This window comes from Paraburkholderia sp. BL23I1N1 (assembly GCF_003610295.1).
Classification (GTDB): domain Bacteria; phylum Pseudomonadota; class Gammaproteobacteria; order Burkholderiales; family Burkholderiaceae; genus Paraburkholderia.
This window is the reverse complement of the sequence record NZ_RAPV01000001.1, coordinates 6,492,858-6,511,406: the sequence shown is the minus strand read 5'-3', so window position 1 is coordinate 6,511,406 and position 18,549 is coordinate 6,492,858. Positions and strand designations below refer to the sequence as shown.

The window sequence follows — 18,549 nt, the reverse complement described above, 5'->3', positions numbered from 1 at the left end:
TCTCGAAGCGGTGCGGCGTGGACGTGCAGGTGCCGCTTATGTTCTGCTTATGTTTTGCTTACGTCCCGCTGCGCAGTGACTGTTCGTAGCGCAGGCGCGCTTCTTCGTCGAGGCGGGTGTCTTCGAGTTCCTGCAGCACGCCTTCGAGATCGATCGGCGTGGTGTCCAGTTCGACACGGCCGGTCAATTCGGCATCCACGTGCAAAGCGCCCGCTTCGTACAGCGACCAGATTTCTTTGCCGTAGCTCGTGTCGAGCAGCGCGGGCGCGAAGCGGCCGAAATACGTGGCGAGGTTGTTCACGTCGCGCTCCAGCATGGCCGGCGCTTCCAGATTGCCGGCGGCATCCACCGCTTGCGGCAGGTCGATGATCACCGGGCCGTCTGCCGCGAGCAGGATGTTGTATTCGGACAGGTCGCCGTGAATCATGCCGGCGCACAGCATGCGCACCACCTGGTTGAGCAGCACCGCGTGCAATTCGAGCGCGCGTGCTTCGGTCATCTCGACATCGTTCAAGCGCGGCGCGACGTCGCCGTCCGCATCGGTCACCAATTCCATCAGCAACACGCCGTCGGTGCAGATGAACGGTTGCGGCACGCGCACGCCGGCATTGGCGAGCTGGAACAGCGCGTCCACTTCGGCGTTCTGCCAGGCTTGCTCCTGCACTTCGCGGCCATAGCGGCTGCCTTTTTCCATCGCGCGCTGCTGGCGGCTGTTCTTGACCTTGCGACCCTGCTGATAGGACGCGGCCTGGCGGAAACTGCGCTGTTTGGCGTCCTTATAGACCTTCGCGCAACGCGTGGATTCGCCGCTGCGGACCACGTAAACGGTGGCTTCCTTGCCGCTCATCAACTGCGAGATGACTTCGTCGATCAGGCCTTCTTCGACCAGCGGGAGCAGACGTTTGGGTGTTTTCATGCGGCCGCCGGAGAGCGGTGGGCGGCCGATCGGCCGGGTGCGGCGGATTGCGGGGGGAGAGGGTGCGGAAGTCGGATCATGCCGGATTATAAGGGGTAGGGGGAGATGTGCCGGAACGCGAGCGCGATGGAGGCGGATCCGAGCGGCACGCCTCGGACATGGAGCTGCTCGATGAGGGCATCAAACCTGAAATACTGGCTCCATTCGCTGTATTTCGGGCCTGGACAGATTCAGTGCGGTGGCTTCTTCCCGCCATGTGTCGACCGCGTCTTGAACTTCCGCGACTATACGGCGCGCATGCGTGTCGTCGAGCCGATAAAACTCGGCGGTTTCGATGGTGGTTTCGAGGCTCGGCAGAGCGCTGATGCCGTCCAGCGTCAGCGCGTGTTCGCGCTTGCCCGGGTTCGGATTCATATCGAAGGCCGGCGAGAGTCGCCAGCCCGACGGCTCCCGAATGAAGCCGTGATTGCGAAGATGATCGTCGCGGTTCCCTACGAGTACGTTAAAGACCACTCTTCGGAATAGTTGAGCAAGATCTTCGTCGATATGGCCTTGCGCGCCGTTATCGGCGAGGTACTCGGCAATGTCCAGATAGCTTGCGTCCGATTCGCCATCCTGACGTTCGAGCAAGGTCATGGCGGAGGTGTACATGCGCCGGCTGCCTTCCCGGCGATCAAATCGTTCGACGCAGAACGTCCCGTAACGTGGGCCGACGTATTTGAGCTCGGACTGCGGCACCCAGATGCCGGCTTTCCTGGCCAACCGGTGGAAGATGAATTCCCACGCGCCGATGTCGTAGCGGTCGTCTTTCGCGGGGAATTTGGCGATCCACAGATCGTCGCCCAGGCTTGTGAAGTTTGCCTTGGGACGAGCGCCGCCGAGTGAGGTGCCGGGGGCGATCAGCATGGCGAGCCACTGCTCGTACTCGGGTAGCTTTTCGATATCCGCCTCTTCAATGCGCAGGCTGATATGCGCGAGGGGTGCGAGGTCGGTGACAGGCGGCGCGGCGTCGGCACTGTTGTCGAGAAAACGTTCCTCCACATCCTGAAACCGCAATGCGCCTGCTCGCGTCAGGTCGTGTACGCCCAGCAAAAAGTCGAGTTCCTGCAAATTGCGCATGGGCCGGTCTTCGCGATCCGCCGCGGCGGCTTCGCGGCGCTCCATCAACACGCGCCCCCAGCGATCCGGCACCGAATCCATGAAGACGCCGAATGCGACGGACTTCGCAGGCGGGTATTGCTCGTCGGTCCATAACTCGAGACGCGGGTCGAGCATGAATGCGTTGCGCTCGTCTACCCAGCGCTTCGCATAGGAAAAAGAGGCAGGCAAGTCGGTACGTGAGGTTTGGCGGTACAAGGTGCCGACCTGTTGCAAGTCGCTCAGTTCGGCTGCGTCGAGGAATACCTTGAATGCATCTCGAGGTTTATTGCTGGCCATCAGATTTCTTCGGGTGTTTTTTTGCCGGCGGCGCGCTTTTGACAGACGCAGCGCCGGACACGTTCGTACGCGGTTTTCGCTGGCCCGGCAACTTGAGGTCTTGCAGCTTGCGGCCCAGTTCGTCGTCGCGGGCGACGGCGTCCATGTCCTTGTCGAGACCCAGCACGCGAAGCGCTCGCATATAGGTGCCGAGAGCGATATTCGGATCTCCTTTCTCGAGGCGGCTCAATGTGTCGCGCGAAATGCCGAGCCTTTCGGCGAACAGAACAGTGGAGAGTTCGCGCCGCAGACGAGCGAGTTTGAGCCGCTCTCCGAGAGCGCGCATCTGTTTCTCGACCGACGGGAAGGAACGATTAAAGGTGCGTGGCATGTCCGATAGATTAGGCAAATATTCGTACTTTGTCAAAAGTATCGGACAAATTGACTTTGATCTGAGGCCGCGGACGGGGTGGCGATACGCACTAAAAATCTTCACGATGTGTCCGATACTTCGTGCATTTGGCGAATTTTTGTGTGAAGTATCGGACAAAAAGAGGCGGGAACGACTGGCTAATCCACCCTGCCAATCCATTCAAACCCCTTCGCCCACCACCGGCCCCTTCAACAGCGGCCCGATTGCCTGCTCGATGCAGTGGACAAAATATTCCGCCGGCCGCGTCAGTTGCGATTCTTGCGGCGACAGCAGATACAACTGCAGCGGCGGCGGCGCGACCGGCAGCGCGAGGCGCACGAAGCTTTGCCCGAGCGCGGTCTCTTCAAGTGAATGCGTGGTCCACGCGAAAATCGCGTCGGTGCTGATCGTCAGGCTGTAAAACAGTGCGTACGACGTGCAGCGCGTGATCCGGCGGGGCGGCGCGAGCTCGGCGCATTCGAACATCGCGCGCACGAAGCCCGGGTAGTTGTCCGTCACGTCGGTGTGAATCCACTCGGCTTCCTGCACCGCTTCGAGCGACGCCGCGTTCGCATAGGGACTCTGCGCGCGCGTCACGAATACGGTTTCGAACGAGACCATCCGCTTCACGCTGCCCAGATCGCTCGCCGGTCGCGCGAATGCGGCGAACGCCAGATCCAGCGTGCGATTGCGGAGTTGTTCGTGCAACTGATTGAAACCTAGCTCGCGAAACTCCAGCGTTACCATCGGCCAGCGTTTGCGAAATTGGACGAAGGCGTCGGCAAGTCCTGTCGTGCCGACAATCGGCGTGATGCCGATCACCAGGCTGCCGTCGCGCAATCCCTTCAGATGCGCCATATCCTCCTCGGCGCGCTCCATCTCGCGCACCACGGTGCGCGCCCGGCTCACCAGCGCCGCGCCTTCAGCCGTGGGCACGACGCCCCACGGGTTGCGCTCCAGCAGGCGCACGCCGAATTCCGTCTCCAGTTCCCGCACCGCCTTCGTGATGGCCGGTTGCGTCACGTACAGCGCTTTTGCCGCGCCATTGATGCTGCCGGTCGAGGCAATCGCGACCAGTGCTCGCAGGTGGTGAATTTTCATGATGCGGAATATAGCACCAGTGGTTATGCGCATCAAAATTTGTGCTTATTTGTTTTCAGGTCTGATCTTTACGATTTGCTTCGACCGTTGCGAAACGACAGCCGGCCTAATCGGAGCAAAACGAATGACGCAGTCTTTTCCCCAGCTTCTCGCCGAACTGCGCGAGACCGAGCACGAGTTCATTTCGATTCGCCGCGACATCCACGCGCATCCCGAACTCGGCTTCGCTGAAACGCGTACCGCCGAACTGGTCGCGCGCAAGCTCGCCGAATGGGGCTATGACGTGACAACGGGCATCGGCGGCACCGGCGTGGTCGGCCAACTGCGGCGGGGCGCGTCGAGCCGCACGCTCGGCCTGCGCGCCGACATGGACGCCTTACCGATCCAGGAAGCCACCGGCCTGCCGTACGCGAGCACTGTGGCGCAGACCATGCATGCGTGCGGCCACGACGGCCACACCGCGATCCTGTTGGCCGCCGCGCACCGCCTCGCAATCCGCGGCGAATTCAACGGCACGTTGAACGTGATCTTTCAACCCGCGGAAGAGGGCCTGGGCGGCGCCTCGAAGATGATCGCGGACGGTCTCTTCGCGCGTTTTCCGTGCGACCAGGTGTTCGCGCTGCATAACGCGCCGGGCTTGCCGGTCGGCCATTTCGCGCTGCGCCACGGCTGCATGATGGCCTCGTCCGATTCGGTGACGATCACCGTGACCGGCAAGGGCACGCATGGCGCAATGCCGCAGTTGGGCTGCGATCCGATCGTCGCGGCGGCCAACATCGTGCTGGCCTTGCAATCGATCGTCGCTCGCAACATCGAGCCGACCCGCGCGGCCGTGGTGACGGTCGGCGCGATCCACGCCGGCACCGCGCCCAATGTGATCCCCGAAACCGCGACGCTGAAACTCTCGGTGCGCGCGCTCGATTCGGAAACGCGCGACACCGTCGAAGCGCGGATCCGCAGCATTGCCCAATTGCAGGCGCAAACCTACGGCGCCACGGCCGAAGTCGACTACAAGCAGATCTCGCGCCCGCTCGTCAACCATCGCGGCGCAGCCAACATCGCGATCGAAACCATCGAAGCCCTGGCCGGGCCGCAGGGCTACACGCTAATGCCCGATGCGGTGATGGGCAGCGAGGACTTCTCGTGGATGACCGAAGTAGTGCCGGGATGCTACGTGGTGCTCGGCAACGGCGTCGACTCGAAAGGCGGTTGCGCGGTCCACAACCCGGGATACGACTTCAATGACGCGGCACTCAGTTGGGGTGCTGCTTACTTCGTCGGACTCACCGAGCGCTGTTTGAGCGTGGCTTGAGGGCTGCCTTGGTGGCCACCTGAGCACGGTCGGCTCGCCCGGTTTCGATCCGGCGTCCCAAGCGCCGGAATCTTCAGTTCAGTTTTGCACTTCATTTCCAGCCATCAATGGCACGCGAGGAGTAGGGAGACCCATGAAAAAACGTATCGCAATGAGCGCGGCACTGCTGACGCTCGGCACTAACACGGCGCACGCAGAGTCGTATCAGTCGACTTTGCTCGCCGCGCTGCCGGAGTTCAACGGCAGCCTGCGTGAAGGCATGGCGCTGTACGGAGCGGTCGATATGGGCGTGAACTATCAGACCGTGGGCGGCAAGTCGCTGGTGCAGACTCAGAGCGGCGGCGAATGGACGTCGAAATTCGGCTTCTTCGGGCGGGAAGATCTGGGCGGCGGTCTGCGCGCCGAATTCAATCTGGAAAGTGGCTATCTTGCCAATAGCGGCGCCATGCAGGACAACAGTTCGTTCTTCAATCGCCAAGCATGGGTGGGGCTGAACTCGTCGACCTATGGCCGCGTGCGTTTCGGCAAACAGATCGGCACGGGCCTGCCGCTTTTCGTCGACGTGTTCGGCACGGTGGGCACCAATTCGGCCTATACGTGGCTCGGCACCGGTGTCGTGCAGACAGCGAAGGGCGTTGGCTACAACAGCGACCTCGGCCGGGGCGCGACGCAACTTCCCGCGCGGGTGAACAACGCGATCACCTACCTGTCGCCGAGCTTTGCGGGCTTCAGCACGCAGCTGATGTACGCGCCGAGCAATGTCGCGGGACAGGCGCCTGCCGCCGCGGCGCAGGGCGCGCTGTTGCAGTGGTATGACGGCACGACTTACCTGACGGGGACCTACAACCAGGTGTGGGGTGCGACAGGTACGGGTGGCGCGGGCGGAACCGGCGGTACGGGCAGCGTGCGCAACGATCTGTACGGCCTCGGCGTGGTGGTCGACACCGGCAAGATCGTGCTGTCCGGCGCGTTCAACCAGTACGCGCCGAAGCTCGCCAACGACGGCATCGCGCGCGTCTATACACTCGGCACGATCTGGCCAGTCGGGCGCAATGCATTCCGGGCTTCTGTGGTGTATCGCGATACGTCCGGCGTGCACGACTCGGCAAACAACCCTGCGAAAGATTCGGCATTCGGCGTGATGCTCGGTTACGACTACACCCTCTCCAAACGCACAGGGCTCTATGCGCGTGCTGGCTTTATCCGCAACTACGGCATTTCCACCGTACTGCTGAACAATAATCCGCTGCCGACCCAAACCGGCAGCACCGCACCGGAACTCGGCACGACGCCGGTCACCATGTCGCTGGGCATGTATCACAACTTCTAGGCGCGACTCTCCGATGAATACAATCCAACACACCGCCAGTACCGTTGCGGCCGAGGTGAACGAGGCGGCCAACGCGGCCAACGCGACCAACGCGACCAACGCGAAAGAGCGGCAGGCGTCGCGCCGGACCGTCTTTGCCGCGGCGCTCGGCAACGGCCTCGAGTTTTTCGACTTTACGGTCTACAGCTTCTTCGCCGCGGTAATCGGCAAACTGTTCTTTCCGGCCGGAAGCGAACTGGGCGCGCTGATGATGTCGCTCGCCACCTTCGGCGTGGGCTTCGTGGTGCGGCCGCTCGGCAGTATCGTGATCGGCGCGTATGCCGACCGCGTGGGCCGCAAGCAGGCCCTCGTGCTGACCGTTTCGCTGATGGCGCTCGGCACCGGCATGATCGGCCTCGCGCCGACTTACGCAACGATCGGCCTGGCAGCACCGGCGATCATCGTGCTGGGCCGTTTGCTGCAAGGCTTTTCGGCGGGCGGAGAAGTGGGCGCGGCGACCACCTTGCTGATGGAGTCGGGCAGCACGGGGCGGCGCGGTTCGCTGGTGAGCTGGCAGATGGCCTCTCAGGGCGGCGCGGCGCTAGCCGGTGCGCTGGTGGCCGCAACACTCACGCGCAGCCTGTCGCATGAAGCATTGCTTGCCTGGGGATGGCGCGTGCCGTTTTTGATCGGGCTCCTGATCGGTCCGCTCGGTTTCTATCTGCGCAAGCATCTCGACGAGACCTTGCCGGCCGCGCATGCGGCGAAAGCAGGGTCGCCAATCGCGGCCCCGCCTAAGGCGCGCATCGAATGGCGGCAGATCGTAGCGGGCACGATGCTGGTAATCGGTGGCACCTCGTCGATGTACGTGATCGTGTTTTTCCTGCCGTCTTTCCTGACGATGACAACCGGCATGCCCGCCGCGGTGTCGCTGCTGGCCGGTTGCACGGCCGGCCTCGTGCTGCTGATCGGCTCGCCGCTCGCCGGCCGTCTCGCTGACCGCATGCCGCGTCGCAAGACCTTGCTGTACGCGGCGTCGGTGGTGTCGCTGACCGTGCTGCTGCCGGCGTTTTACGCGATCAAAACCTGGCCGTCGATCTATACGGTGGTGCTGGTCGTCTTCGTGCTGATCGGCTTGATGACGCTTTCCAGTCCTGCGGCTTTCGTGCTGATTCTCGAAGCGTTCAAACCGGAAGTGCGGGCGACCTCGCTCGGCATCATCTACGCGCTGGGCGTGACGCTTTTCGGCGGCTTTGCGCAGTTGATCGTCAGCGCCTTGTGGCGCATGTCGGGTAGTTTCTACGCACCGGCCTGGTATGTCCTGGCGTGCGGGCTGGTGAGTTTCGCCGGTGTGGTGCTGTTCAAGGAAGCGAAGTAGGCCGGCGCTTTCACGGCGCGGGCGGCGCGGCCTCCGCAGTCCGTCCGTTTTGTCCATTTTGTCCGTTTTGTCCGGCATGGCCCGCAGCAGGATGCGCGAAGCCTGCATCGCCATAGGTGCGCAGCACTTCGGAGATGATCACCTGGTAACCATCGAGCCAGTTTGCCTGCGCCGCTTTCGCTTCCAGATGCGCAGGGTGCTGCATCAATGCCTGCAAGGCGTCGAGCGACGCCCAGTAGTACACATTCGACGTCAGGCCGGTCGACGTGTTTTCCCACGCCTCTTCGCCGAGATAGCCGGGAATGGCCTTGGCGGCAGAGGCGATGGCGTCGTCGAGCCGATAGAAGCGTTCATCTAATTGCCGGGTCGCAAAGATGAAAGTTGACGTGTACATGGCGTAACCCGTTTGTAGGTGGGCAAAGGTTTGCGCATCTTAACGCGTCGTGTCGTGCGTGCATTTTTTTGCGTTATTTACCGCGTTTTCAGGTGCATTTTCGCGAGCCACCGGCCGCCCGGGAGTAACCCTGTCGTAATAGTCCGCAACAGTGTATTGCGTTTTCCCTCATTCAATTCGCATGGCAATCGCTTAAACTTGGCAGTAACAATTTGTTACGAGGTGCGAGATGCTGGCCGTGTTCATCATCGCCTGTCCGATCTGCATCGCTGCGCTGTTCGGTTTCGCGCGGCACGTGGATCCGCTGACAGGGCAGTTCAGGCGTTAAGCCAAAGCGGGACGGTTTCGGCGGTGGGTTCGGCGCCATTGCGCTGGTTTTAGCCATTTTCTTTAGCCAATCGAAGCAGGGCAATCGCATGAAAGATTGTTTACCCACAATGGGTTACGAATGGGGGTTGTAAGCTGCTGCGAAGAAGCGTTAGCTCCTGGTTTTGCCAGGAGCCGGGAGTGGTGTGGACGACGAATACGAGCCGTTGAGTTTGCAAGACGCGTTTGGGGACCTGAAGGACCCGCGTGTACGCACCCCGGAGCATGATCTGACGGAAATGCTGGTGGTTGCACTGGCGGCGATCCTGTCGGGCGCCGACGGCTGGGTGGGGATCGCTTTGTGGGGGCAAGGACAACTGGAGTGGCTGCGCCGGTACTTGCCGCTGCGCAACGGGATTGCCTCGCACGACACGTTCGGACGCGTATTCGCAGCGCTTGATGCGCGGCAGTTCGAGGCCTGCTTTGTGCGGTGGGTAAGCGGTATCTGTCCTGCCGTCGCGGGCCTGGTGGTGGCCATTGACGGCAAGACAGTACGGCGCTCGCACGGCATGGGGCGTAGCGCGATCCATCTGGTATCGGCCTATTGCGGCGCGTTAGGGGCGACCTTGGCTCAGGTCAGGACTGCCGCCCAAAGCAACGAGATCACCGCGATCCCGGTGTTGCTGGATGCCTTGCTGCTCAAGGGTGCGATCGTGACGATCGACGCGATGGGTTGCCAGCGGGAGATCGCGGCGAAGATTGTGGCTGGAGGTGCCGACTATGTGCTGCGGTCAAAGGCAATCAGCCTGCCTTGCATGAAGCAATCGTGCAGCTGTTCGATGCACAGCGCACACAGCCTCTGCGCAGCGTGCGCTTCGTTGAGCACTGTCAGACAGGCAGGAAAGTGCACGGAAGAATCGAGACGCGCCGGTGCGTTGCGACCGACATGATTGACTGGCTGGATGAGGACGGTAAATGGGCCGGCCTGCGTTCGGTGGCGATGGTTGAGGCCACCCGCGAGATCGACGGCCGCGTTTCGCTGGAGCGGCGGTACTACATCAACAGCCTGCCCGCTGACCCGAAACGGATCAACGAGACGGTGCGCGCTCACTGGGCCATCGAAAACAGCATGCATTGGGTGCTCGATGTCGCGTTCGGCGAGGATCAATGCCGCGCCCGGGTGGACAATGCAGCACAAAACTTCGCGATCCTGCGCCGCATCGTGTCGAATCTACTGCGCGCTGACAAAGCCACCAAGGTCGGCATAAAGAACACGCGGCTCAAGGCCGGATTCGATGAACACTATCGGGCTCGAGTGCTTGGAATGCAGGTCTCCTGATGCGATTGCCCTGCCAATCGAAGCCCCAATCCTTGCCTTTCTGTGCCGAGTCACGGCACGATGCGCGATAACCTAAGTTCGGGGCACGATCGCGCATGCGAGATTTTCTGGCAAACCTCACCACACGCCTTGGCGTCTTGAAAGGTGTACTTCCTTTGAGCCGTGCCGCGGCGGCGCGCGATGCGCTGGCCGGCGTCCAACTGGCATCGATGGATATTCCGCAGGTGCTCGGCTACGCACGCATTGCCGGCATGCCTGCCGTTACGGGTCTTTACACCGTCTTTCTGCCGCTTATCGCGTTCGCGTTCTTCGGCGCGTCGCGGCACCTCGTGGTCGCGGCCGATTCCGCCACCGCCACCATTTTCGCCAGCCGGCTCTCGACCATGGTGCCGGCATCGAGCGCCGAATACGCGGCGCTCGCCGGCATGGTCGCCTTGCTCACCGCCGCGCTACTGTACATCGCGCGAATCTTCAAGCTCGGTTTTCTCGCTGACTTTCTCTCGCGCACGGTGTTGGTCGGCTTTCTCGCCGGGGTCGGCGTGCAGGTCGGTATTGCCATGCTGGGCGACATGTTCGGTGTCCCCGGGCATGCCGCGCGCAGCGTCGATCAACTCGCGCTCGTGGTGCGCGAGTCGGCGCAAATCAATCTGCCCACACTCGCTATTTCTGCGCTGGTGGTGATCTCCATTCTGGTTTGCAAGCGCTATTTGCCCCGTGCGCCGGTGCCGTTGATCGCGGTGGTGGCGGGTATCGCTGCGAGCGATGTCTACGGTTTCGCGGCGCATGGTATTTCCGTGCTGGGGCCGGTGGCAGGCGGATTGCCGCCGCTGCGCATGCCTTCGGTCACGTGGCAGCAGATGCTCGATCTGCTGCCGGTCGCCGCCTCGTGTTTCGTGATGATCGTCGCGCAAAGCGCCGCCGCGAGCCGCGTATTCGCCGAGCGTTATCACGAAGCCGTCGATACCAATGCCGATCTGCTGGGTCTCGCGGCCGCCAATACCGCGGCGGCGTTTTCCGGCGCCTTCGTGGTGAACGGCAGTCCGACGCAAACCGCCATGGCCGATCGCGCCGGTACGCGCAGCCAGTTCGCGCAGATTGCATTCGCGGTGGTAGTGGTCGTGGTGCTGCTGTTTTTCAGCCGTTTTTTGCAGTACCTGCCGCACTGTATTCTGGCCAGCATCGTGTTTACGATCGCCATCGGCCTGATCAATCTGAAGACGCTGTTTTCGATTCGCAGCGAAAGTCCAGGTGAATTCACGCTGGCCGTGTTCACGGCGGCGGCCGTGGTGCTGATCGGTGTCGAGCACGGCATTCTGGTGGCGGTGACGTTATCGCTGCTGCGGCACGTGCGGCACAGTTACCGGCCGCACACGATGATTCTCGTTCCCGGTCAAGACGGCATCTGGGTGCCGGTACCGGCCGCGCCAGGACTTCAGACCGCGCCGGGGCTGATCGTTTATCGCTTCGGCGCCGATCTGTTCTACGCGAACGATCACTTTTTCGTCGACGATACCCGCGGCCTGATCGATCATGCGCCGAGCGCGGTGCGCTGGTTCGTGATCGACGCGAGTGCGATCACCGACCTCGACTATTCGGCGGCGCGTTCGGTCGGCGAGTCGTGCGAGACGCTAAAGCACAGTGGCATCGAAGTGATCTTCGCGCGCGTGAACTCGTATTTGCGCTCGGATATGGACCGGCATGGGATTACGCCGATTGTTGAAGCAAGATGTATTTTTGGCACCCTGCATGAAGCGTTGCGCGCGGCAGGGGTGCAGCAACCCGGCAATCACGTTAAAGAGGCGTTGTAAATACCTGTTTGGCCAGGCGAGATGAATTGCTTCAGGTCTGCGGTCCTTCGTCGGCAAAGAAGTAGCCGATAAAGAAGCATGCGCCCGCGAGCAGGGCGCCAAGCACGGCCACCGTATAGGCGAGCGCCGTGCCGTGGCAAAGACCGTCGAACCACTGATGAAGCTGGGCCATCAGAACCGCCGCGTCGCCGCCGATACGCTGCAATTCGATCTGATAGCGCGGGTCTGCGATGCTGTACATGGCAACCGCGCTATCTGGCGCCGGAGCCATGGCATAGATGATCGCCGCGGCGATCAGGCCGGTGAGCAGCACAACGGCGCCTGCCAGATAAAGCCGCTTTTGCAAGGGCGAGCGCTTCGCTGCCGGATTTAGATCATTGCCACTGCTCATCGTGTTCGCTTACCCGCTCGAGTCATCAAGGTGACAGTATCGCAGAGCGGGCGCGCCCCAAAGGCGGGGTTAGCTTTTCGAAGTCAGCAGCTTGATTCCCGCAATGCCGAACATGATCGCGAGCGATCCGTCCAGCCAGCGACGGATCGCGACGTAGATGCGCCGCGCGGACGCGGTTGAAAACAGCACCGCGTAGCTGCTGAACACGGATACGCCGATCACCATGCAGCCGAGCACCACCGGCGTGGTGTGCGACGTGCCGTTGGCGGGCGACATTGCCAGCGAAACGATCGAGAGCCACACCAGAATCGCTTTCGGATTGGTGAGATGCAGCAGCAGGCCGCGCAGATAGAGCCGTTTGAGTGGCTCGCCTTCGCGTGCGGTATTCGTGGGCAGCTTTTCCGCGCTGAATGCCGAGCGCGCGGATTTGAAGCCGAGCCACAACAGATAAAGGCCGCCGGCAATCTTGATCGCCACCAGGCATTCCGAGTAAGTGGCGAGGACCGCCGACAAACCCAGCGACGCCAGCAACGCCCAGAAGTACGAACCGGACACCACGCCGAGCGCGAAAGTCAGTGCGGATTTCCGGCCGGCGCTCATGGCAAGCGACATGATCGCGAGATTGCTCGGCCCAGGACTCGCCGTACCGACGAAGTAGGCGCTATAGGCGATCAGGACATCGGCGGTGAGGAATGTGCTGGCGGTCATGGGCTGATAAACCTTGGGGCAGGCCAACCGTGCTGCTCGTTACAAGCACGGGTGAATGGCGCGAATCGATGCGAGAACAACGATTCTGCTCGCCCGCCTGCAAATCTCACAGATACAGTTGAGGGTCTGTGAAACAGCACAATCGTGCCTTTGGCGGGCCGCTTGTTGAGTCCGGCGGTATTCGGAATCAGCATCAGGCCGATACGCGCACCCGCGCCGGAAACGTGCCGTACTGGCTGACGGCGATAAAGGTTTTGAGTTCGCTGAGCATCGTCGATTGATCGATTTTCGTGTTGGTCAGATCAAATAGATATCGTTTTTCACCACTTTTAGTCGTGGTTAAAATGGACCTCACGCGTGTGCCTTCAGAGTCTGCTTCATGAACCAATGCGCGATCCCACTTTCCCCTCTGCGAGTTTTCCCATCATGAGCGTTGCCGAAACCGTTTTGCCGCCGTTCCACCTGGCTTTCCCTGTGCACAGCCTCGCCGCCGCGCGCGCGTTCTATGGCGAGTTGCTCGGCTGTCCGGAAGGGCGCAGCTCACCGGACTGGGTCGACTTCAACTTTTACGGCCATCAGATCGTGGCGCATCTCGCGCCGGACGAAATCGGTTATCGGCAGACCAGCAAGGTCGACGGCGACGCGGTGCCGGTGCGCCACTTCGGCGCGGTGCTCTCGATGGCGCAATGGCAGGCCGCCGCGGACAAGCTGCAAAAGGCCGGCATCGACTTCATCATCGAACCGCATGTGCGCTTCAAGGGCGAGGTTGGCGAACAGGCGACGATGTTCTTCCTCGATCCGTCGGGTAACGCGCTGGAATTCAAGGCGTTTGCGGATATGTCGTCGTTGTTCGCGAAGTGATGTCGATGCAAGGATGGGCGCAACAATCTGGACGCAACCACCTGGGCAGTGATCGCCTGGACGCGAACGGAGCGTAAGGTATTTGTATTGCGCAATAAAATATAAAGGCATGTCTCGCATGAGTTTGGCGAGGCATGCCTTTAATAGCCCCCTTAAAATCGCCTATCTCCGCCGTTTCAAACGTTTGCTTCCCATCACGCCGCGTGCGTTCGCCGCGCTGCATATCCTTACATTAGCCTTCCTGACAATCCTGCCATTTTGGCGCCATGCAGGCGTTGGTGCTACCGATCTAGCATACGTGCTGATTCACCCATCCCCTATCGAAATTCTCTCAGGCGCGTTTCATGTGGATCGTCAACGTAGCGCTTAAGCGGCCATACACGTTCATCGTGATGGCCATTCTGATCTTGCTGGCGACGCCATTCGTGCTGTTGACCACGCCGGTCGACGTGTTGCCGGAAATCAATATTCCGGTGGTCAGCATCATCTGGAATTACACGGGCTTGTCGGCCGAAGACATGGCCAACCGCATCACGTCCGTGAACGAGCGCAGTCTGACCACCACGGTCAACGACATCGAGCACATCGAATCGCAGTCGCTCGCGGGCATCACGATTATCAAGCTCTTCCTGCAGCCGAACGCGAACATCCAGACCGCGATCGCGCAAACCGTGGCCGTCGAGCAGGCACAACTCAAGCAGATGCCGCCGGGCGCAACGCCGCCTCTCGTGATCAGCTACTCGGCCTCCAGCATTCCGGTGATCCAGCTCGGCCTGTCGAGCCCGAAGCTCTCCGAGCAGGCGCTCAACGACACCGCGCTGAACTTCCTGCGGCCGCAACTGGTGACGATTCCGGGCGCGGCCGTGCCGTATCCGTACGGCGGCAAATCGCGTCTGATCTCGGTCGATCTCGACACGCGCGCCTTGCTCGCAAAAGGCCTGACGCCATCGGATGTGGTCAGCGCGTTCAACGCGCAAAACCTGATTCTGCCAACCGGCACGGCCAAGATCGGACCGAAGGAATACACGATCAATATGAACGGCTCGCCCGCGACGGTGGACGGGCTCAACGATATTCCGGTGCGCACGCTCAACGGCGCGACGACGTATCTGCGTGAAGTCGCTCACGTGCGCGACGGTTTCTCGCCGCAGACCAATATCGTGCGGCAGGACGGACACCGCGGCGTGCTGATGTCGGTGCTGAAGAGCGGCAGTGCGTCGACACTCTCGATCGTCAATACGCTGCAAGGCCTGCTGCCGAACGCCCGCGCCGCGTTGCCGCCGGACCTGAAAATCACGGCCCTGTTCGATCAGTCCGTATTCGTGAAAGCGGCGGTGCAGGGCGTGGTGCGTGAGGCGCTGGTGGCCGCCGCCTTGACCGCCGCGATGATTCTGCTGTTCCTCGGCAATTGGCGCAGCACCTGCATCATCGCGATTTCGATTCCGCTGTCGATTCTGTCCTCGCTGATTGCCCTGCACGCGCTCGGGCAAACCATCAACATCATGACGCTCGGCGGCCTTGCACTGGCGGTCGGGATTCTGGTCGACGATGCGACGGTGACGATCGAGAACATCGAACGGCACCTGCATATGGGCACGAATCTGCACGATGCGATTCTCGAGGGCGCCGGCGAAATCGCGATCCCGGCACTCGTCTCGACGCTGTGCATCTGTATCGTGTTCGTGCCGATGTTCTTCCTGACCGGCGTCGCGCGTTATCTGTTCGTGCCGCTTGCCGAAGCGGTGGTGTTCGCCATGCTCGCCTCGTACATTTTGTCGCGTACGCTGGTGCCGACGCTGGCGATGCTGCTGATGGGCCATGCGCACAAGCCCAAGGCCGATGCCGCGCCGAATGTGTTCCGGCGCCTCTATCTGCGTTTCGATCGCGGCTTCGAGCGCATGCGGTCCACCTACATCATGATTCTCAGCAGCGTGCTGGTGCGCCGCGGCATGTTCGGCAGCCTGTTTCTGGGTTTCTGCGTGCTCTCGATGAGTCTTGTTTTCGTGCTTGGCGAAGATTTCTTTCCGAGCGTCGACGCCGGCGACATCCGTCTCCACATGCGCGCGCCGACCGGCACGCGCATCGAGGAAACCGCGCGTCTCGCGGATGAGGTCGAGAAGGTGATCCGCGAGGTCGTGCCGCCCCGGGAACTCGGCACGATTCTCGATAACCTCGGCTTGCCGTATAGCGGTATCAATCTCTCGTACAGCAACGCGGGCACGATCGGCACGCTCGACGGCGAAATTCAGGTGGCCTTGAACGAGGGCCACAAACCGACGCAAACCTACATGGACAAACTGCGCGCGATCCTGCCGCAGCGCTTTCCGGGCGTCGAGTTCTTCTTTCAACCGGCCGACATCGTCACGCAGATTCTCAACTTTGGCCTGCCCGCCGCCGTGGACGTGCAGATTACCGGCACGGATCAGCTGGGCAACTTCGACGTTGCGCGCAAGCTGATGAAACAGGTGCGGATGATTCCCGGCACCGTCGATACCCATATCCAGCAGAAACTGGACGAACCGGCGATCAATCTTCAGATGGATCGTACCCGCCTGCAACAACTCAATCTGAAGCGCGAGCAATGTGGCGCAAAAATGTGCTGATTTCCTTGTCGGGCAGCTCGCAAACGTCGCCGGGTTTCTGGTTCAACAACAAGAACGGTGTTGAATACAGCGTCGCGGTGCAAACGCCGCAGTATCAGGTGTCGTCGATCGACGAGTTGTTGCGCACGCCCGTGTCGGGCTCGGCCAACGGCCCCACGCAACTGCTCGGCAACCTCGTGCGGGTCTCGCCGCAGAGTCAGTTCGCGGTTGTCTCGCACTACAACATCCGGCCAGTGATCGACCTGTACGTGAGCGTCGAAAAGCGCGACCTGGGCAGCGTGGCCAGTCAGGTCGACAAACTGGTTAACAACGTACGGGCTTCGCTGCCGCGCGGCAGTCAGATCATCTTGCGCGGGCAGGTGCAGACCATGCGCAGTTCGTTCTTCGGTCTCGGGATCGGCGTGGCGATGGCCATCGTGCTGGTGTACCTGCTGATCGTCGTGAATTTCCAGTCGTGGGTCGATCCGCTGATCATTATCAGCGCGTTGCCCGCGGCACTGGCGGGCATCGTATGGATGCTGTTCCTGACCGGTACGCATTTGAGCGTGCCTGCCTTGACCGGCGCGATCATGACGATGGGCGTGGCCACTGCCAACAGTATTTTGATGGTGTCGTTCGCGCGCCAGCGGCTCTCCGCCGGTGCGCCGCCGCTCACCGCCGCGCTCGAAGCCGGCGCAAGCCGGATCAGGCCGGTGCTGATGACCGCGTTCGCGATGATCATCGGCATGATTCCGATGGCGCTGGGTCTCGGCGAGGGCGCCGAGCAGAACGCGCCGCTGGGCCGCGCGGTGATCGGCGGCTTGCTGTTTGCCACCGTGTCCACGCTGTTTTTCGTGCCGCTGGTGTTCGCGGGCATTCATAGCCGCCTCGCACGGCGCCACCGCGACGAAGACGATACAGACCCGATGAGCGGCCACGGCGGCGAAGGCAAACCCGCGTAACGCTTACTGACGGCAGAATTTGACGGCCGACTGAACTGGCTAACCAAGATGGCTGACTGAGATTGCTGACTGAGATGACCGAAAAAACTCATGCATCGCTGGCGATTCCCGCGCGCGAGACCGATGGCGGCCACGCCTTGCCGCCGCGCAGCCGCGAATGGAAGCGCGCCAAACTCGCCATCTGGATCGTGCTGGCGCTGCTCGCCGTGGGCGCGTTGCGCACGGTGATCGCGAATGTTCTGCAGAACCGTTCGGTGGCCGAAACGACGAAGCAGAACGCCACGCAGTACGTGAATGTGGTGACTCCGGCGCAAACGGAAGGCGGCGGCAACACCTTGTTGCCAGGTACCTTGCGCGGCAGTGTCGAATCGCCGATTTACGCGCGCTCCACCGGCTATCTGCTGCACTGGTATGTCGATATCGGCACGCGCGTGAAGCAGGGGCAACTGCTCGCCGATCTGGATACGCCGGAAATCGATCAGGAGCTCGCGCAGGCCTTGGCGCAGCGTCAGCAAACCAGCGCGAGTCTCGGCCTTGCCAAAAGCTCGCTGGAACGCTGGCAACAACTGCGTCAACGCGATGCCGTCTCCCAGCAGGAACTCGACGAACGGCAGAGCACCTACACGCAGGACATCGCCAATCTCGCCGCCGCCGATGCCAACGTGAAACGCCTGCAGCAACTCGAATCGTTCAAGCGCATCGTCGCACCGTTTGCGGGGGTGATCACGCAGCGTAATGTCGACGTCGGCGACCTGATCGACGCGGGCAGCGGCACGAGCCGCGCGCTGTTCGCTCTGGCGCAGTCGGATCCGTTGCGGGTCTATGTGCAACTGCCGCAGGCGTACGCGCAAAACGTGTCGGTTGGACAGAAGGTGGTGGTCACCCAGGCCGAATTGCCGGGGCAGCAGTTCCACGGCACGATCACGCACATCTCCGGTGCGATCGACGTGCCGACCCGTTCGCTGCAAGTCGAAGTGACCTTGCCCAATCCTGACGACACGCTGCGGCCCGGCGCGTATGTGCAGGTCGCCGTGCCGGCGGTTGCTCATGCGCAATTGACGGTGCCGGGCAATGCGTTGCTGTTTCGCGCCGAAGGCCCGCGGCTCGCGGTGGTCGATGCGAAGGGTAATGTGACGTTGCGCAAGATCGTGATCGCGCGGGACCTGGGGCAGTCGCTCGAAATCGAAAGCGGGATCGAGGCGAACGACAAGGTCATCATCAACCCGAGCGATTCGATCGCGGACGGCGATCACGTGCAGATCACGCAGCTGCAGCAAAACGGCAAGGGGGCGTCGTGATCGCGAAGCAGGCGGGCGCTTACCGGGCACTCACATCGCGAACGTCACGAACGCCC

General features: G+C 61.8%; 14 protein-coding genes and 2 pseudogenes. 9 read left to right on the top strand and 7 right to left on the bottom strand.

Annotated elements, in window-relative coordinates; all coding sequences use genetic code 11:
• Positions 1 to 58 precede the first annotated feature (58 nt).
• The 4 genes from B0G76_RS30435 to B0G76_RS30420 form a co-directional block, all read right to left on the bottom strand.
• Positions 59 to 916: a PA4780 family RIO1-like protein kinase gene (locus tag B0G76_RS30435; RefSeq protein WP_120295756.1), complete on the bottom strand. Its 858-nt coding sequence runs from the start codon at positions 914 to 916 to the stop codon at positions 59 to 61.
• A 180-nt stretch (positions 917 to 1,096) separates the two neighbouring features.
• The gene (locus B0G76_RS30430; RefSeq protein WP_120295755.1) at positions 1,097 to 2,353 is read right to left on the bottom strand and encodes a type II toxin-antitoxin system HipA family toxin; all 1,257 of its coding nucleotides are present in this window, start codon (positions 2,351 to 2,353) and stop codon (positions 1,097 to 1,099) included.
• Positions 2,340 to 2,924, bottom strand: coding sequence for a helix-turn-helix transcriptional regulator (locus B0G76_RS30425; RefSeq protein WP_259460773.1), 585 nt, complete (start codon positions 2,922 to 2,924; stop codon positions 2,340 to 2,342). Before B0G76_RS30425 ends, B0G76_RS30430 begins: the two co-directional genes overlap by 14 nt.
• Positions 2,925 to 3,845 (bottom strand): LysR family transcriptional regulator, encoded by a 921-nt coding sequence (locus tag B0G76_RS30420; protein ID WP_120295753.1) that lies wholly within the window; start codon positions 3,843 to 3,845, stop codon positions 2,925 to 2,927. It abuts the gene before it with no gap.
• A gap of 124 nt (positions 3,846 to 3,969) precedes the next feature.
• On the opposite strand from B0G76_RS30420, the gene B0G76_RS30415 reads away from it, so the two are divergent.
• The 3 genes from B0G76_RS30415 (at position 3,970) to B0G76_RS30405 (ending at position 7,844) form a co-directional block, all read left to right on the top strand.
• A complete protein-coding gene (locus B0G76_RS30415; RefSeq protein ID WP_120296917.1) occupies positions 3,970 to 5,157 on the top strand; it encodes a M20 aminoacylase family protein in 1,188 nt (395 codons plus the stop codon).
• Between the two features lie 133 nt (positions 5,158 to 5,290).
• Positions 5,291 to 6,487, top strand: a complete 1,197-nt coding sequence (locus tag B0G76_RS30410; protein WP_120295752.1) for a porin — start codon at positions 5,291 to 5,293, stop codon at positions 6,485 to 6,487.
• A 13-nt stretch (positions 6,488 to 6,500) separates the two neighbouring features.
• The gene (locus tag B0G76_RS30405; RefSeq protein WP_120295751.1) at positions 6,501 to 7,844 is read left to right on the top strand and encodes an MFS transporter; all 1,344 of its coding nucleotides are present in this window, start codon (positions 6,501 to 6,503) and stop codon (positions 7,842 to 7,844) included.
• 10 nt (positions 7,845 to 7,854) lie between these two features.
• On the opposite strand, the gene B0G76_RS30400 is transcribed toward B0G76_RS30405, so the two are convergent.
• Positions 7,855 to 8,238, bottom strand: coding sequence for an antibiotic biosynthesis monooxygenase (locus tag B0G76_RS30400; RefSeq protein ID WP_259460772.1), 384 nt, complete (start codon positions 8,236 to 8,238; stop codon positions 7,855 to 7,857).
• A 605-nt stretch (positions 8,239 to 8,843) separates the two neighbouring features.
• Here B0G76_RS30400 and B0G76_RS44975 point away from each other — a divergent pair.
• Positions 8,844 to 9,883: pseudogene (locus B0G76_RS44975) on the top strand (ISAs1 family transposase).
• 95 nt (positions 9,884 to 9,978) lie between these two features.
• Entirely contained in the window at positions 9,979 to 11,691 is a 1,713-nt protein-coding gene (locus tag B0G76_RS30390; protein ID WP_120295750.1) for a SulP family inorganic anion transporter, read from the top strand.
• A gap of 31 nt (positions 11,692 to 11,722) precedes the next feature.
• On the opposite strand, the gene B0G76_RS30385 is transcribed toward B0G76_RS30390, so the two are convergent.
• Together B0G76_RS30385 and B0G76_RS30380 are read right to left on the bottom strand one after the other, a co-directional pair.
• Complete coding sequence (locus B0G76_RS30385) at positions 11,723 to 12,082, bottom strand: hypothetical protein (RefSeq protein WP_120295749.1); 360 nt, start codon at positions 12,080 to 12,082, stop codon at positions 11,723 to 11,725.
• Between the two features lie 69 nt (positions 12,083 to 12,151).
• Positions 12,152 to 12,790, bottom strand: a complete 639-nt coding sequence (locus B0G76_RS30380) for a LysE family translocator (protein ID WP_120295748.1) — start codon at positions 12,788 to 12,790, stop codon at positions 12,152 to 12,154.
• A gap of 128 nt (positions 12,791 to 12,918) precedes the next feature.
• Here B0G76_RS30380 and B0G76_RS43050 point away from each other — a divergent pair, with 128 nt between their 5' ends.
• The 4 genes and pseudogenes from B0G76_RS43050 (at position 12,919) to B0G76_RS30360 (ending at position 18,493) form a co-directional block, all read left to right on the top strand.
• Positions 12,919 to 13,071 (top strand): hypothetical protein, encoded by a 153-nt coding sequence (locus B0G76_RS43050; RefSeq protein ID WP_183082175.1) that lies wholly within the window; start codon positions 12,919 to 12,921, stop codon positions 13,069 to 13,071.
• A 145-nt stretch (positions 13,072 to 13,216) separates the two neighbouring features.
• Positions 13,217 to 13,651 carry a VOC family protein gene (locus B0G76_RS30370; RefSeq protein ID WP_120295747.1) on the top strand — a complete coding sequence of 145 codons (435 nt, stop codon included), beginning with the start codon at positions 13,217 to 13,219 and terminating at the stop codon, positions 13,649 to 13,651.
• A gap of 344 nt (positions 13,652 to 13,995) precedes the next feature.
• Positions 13,996 to 17,195: pseudogene (locus B0G76_RS30365) on the top strand (efflux RND transporter permease subunit).
• A gap of 74 nt (positions 17,196 to 17,269) precedes the next feature.
• The gene (locus B0G76_RS30360) at positions 17,270 to 18,493 is read left to right on the top strand and encodes an efflux RND transporter periplasmic adaptor subunit (RefSeq protein WP_120295746.1); all 1,224 of its coding nucleotides are present in this window, start codon (positions 17,270 to 17,272) and stop codon (positions 18,491 to 18,493) included.
• The last annotated feature ends 56 nt before the right edge of the window (positions 18,494 to 18,549 follow it).